Origin of the sequence: Bacillus sp. (in: firmicutes) (assembly GCA_012842745.1) — a bacterium.
GTDB lineage: Bacteria > Bacillota > Bacilli > Bacillales > Bacillaceae_J > Schinkia.
In genome coordinates, this window is sequence record DUSF01000070.1 from 1 (window position 1) to 1,602 (window position 1,602).

2 protein-coding genes are annotated in these 1,602 nt (G+C 48.2%); both read right to left on the reverse strand.

The window, feature by feature from the left end; genetic code table 11:
- The coding region (locus GX497_18355) for an enoyl-CoA hydratase/isomerase family protein (GenBank protein ID HHY75141.1) at positions 1-380 on the reverse strand (380 nt) is incomplete at its 3' end.
- A gap of 106 nt (positions 381-486) precedes the next feature.
- Entirely contained in the window at positions 487-1,527 is a 1,041-nt protein-coding gene (locus GX497_18360; GenBank protein ID HHY75142.1) for an acyl-CoA/acyl-ACP dehydrogenase, read from the reverse strand.
- Positions 1,528-1,602 lie beyond the last annotated feature (75 nt).

A 1,602-nucleotide genomic window follows, 5' to 3' on the forward strand; every position in this document is an offset into this window, starting at 1 on the left:
AAGGCCATATCCAGGCCGGCGCCCATCGCAAAGCCGTGAATTTGCGCAATCACCGGCTTATCGATCTCTTCCAGAAGAAGAGGAATCAGTTGAATTTTTTTCCATAGGGAATTTTTGCGTGCCAACCCTGTGGAAGAAATGTCTTCTTTGCTTTTGAAGAACCCTTCTCCCGCATGCATGGCTTTAATGTCGCCGCCCGCGCAAAAAGCTTTGCCGTTTCCTTTGACAATCACTACCCGGATGGAATCATCATCCCGTACTGTTTCCAGCGCCTGAATCCAGTTTAAAATCATTTCTTCGCTGAACGCGTTGTAGGCTTCCGGACGGTTCAATGTAATCGTCGCAATATGATTTTCCACTTCAAACAGCAAATCTGCCATGAAACCTCTCTCCTTTTATAAATTTATTGATCTTCTATTGATTTTGGTGAGCCGCAAGCAGGACAGAAAATGAAGGCCGTGTTTTCAGATGCATTCCCTTTAACCATCAGTTTTTCACCGCTGCCCCTGTTGTTTTGGTGAGATATGCCCAAAGGTCATCGTCATGATTGAGCAAATAGTCGGCGATATGTCCACTCCAATAATCGGCGCTTGTTCCTTCGTCACGCCAGGACCATAGGCGCCGTGTGTACTGATGCAGCGCATGTTCATGGGTCGTACCGATCGCCGCATGCAATTGATGGGAAACGGCAGTCACCGTAGTGATGGCATCTTCAAAGCGGATGCGGGCAAAGGCGATTTCATGCAATACTTTATCGGATTGAACAGCGGCACAGACGTTATTGAACGCCGCAAGCGCGATGGCCGTTTCCCCGGCCAGTTGAGCGATTTGGTATTGCACCAGCTGGAATCGGTGGATTGGGCGGCCGAATTGTTCGCGTTCTTTGGAGTATTGGACCGATAATTGATTGATTTTTTCGATGGCGCCTGTCATTAAGGCGATTTTGAATGCCGTTTCGATGGATTTCAAATGGAAAATTTGTTCATCGGTCAAAAGGGACGAAGACTGTACTTTTACATTGTTCAAAATCACCGTATCGCGCGGCTCGCCTGCCATGTTGCTGCCCGGCTGAATCGTTGCATCCGCCAAATCGATGAGCGCGATTTGTTTCTGTACAAGGGCAACCAAGTGTTTCGCGTGTCTTGCCCAAGGAACATTGTCCAACGTACCGGAAATTTGGCCGTTCTGCAAAGACAAGCCTTCTTGCAAAGAGTATGTTGCAACCTGATCAACCGTTTCGAGATTGCCGGTTTCCAGCAGGAAATTGGCAAATGTTGTTTCGGCAAATGGAATCGGAGCGGCGTATTTTCCTGTCAAACGGACAAGGTTTAACAGGTCCTCCAGGTCTCCGCCGGCACCGCCTTTCTCTTCCGGCACTGCAACGGAAATCATGCCGTTGTCCTCGAACAATTTCCAGACATCTTTTGCCCATTCCCCTTTTTCAAGGACATCCACCATATCTTTTGTCACATGGTCTTCCAACATGCGTTCGGCAACGTCCAAAATCATTTCTTTCATTTCGCTCATTTTGCCACAACCCCTTTCGCCACCATACCGTAGAGAATTTCCGTTGTACCGCCGCGGATTGTAAAACCAGGAGAA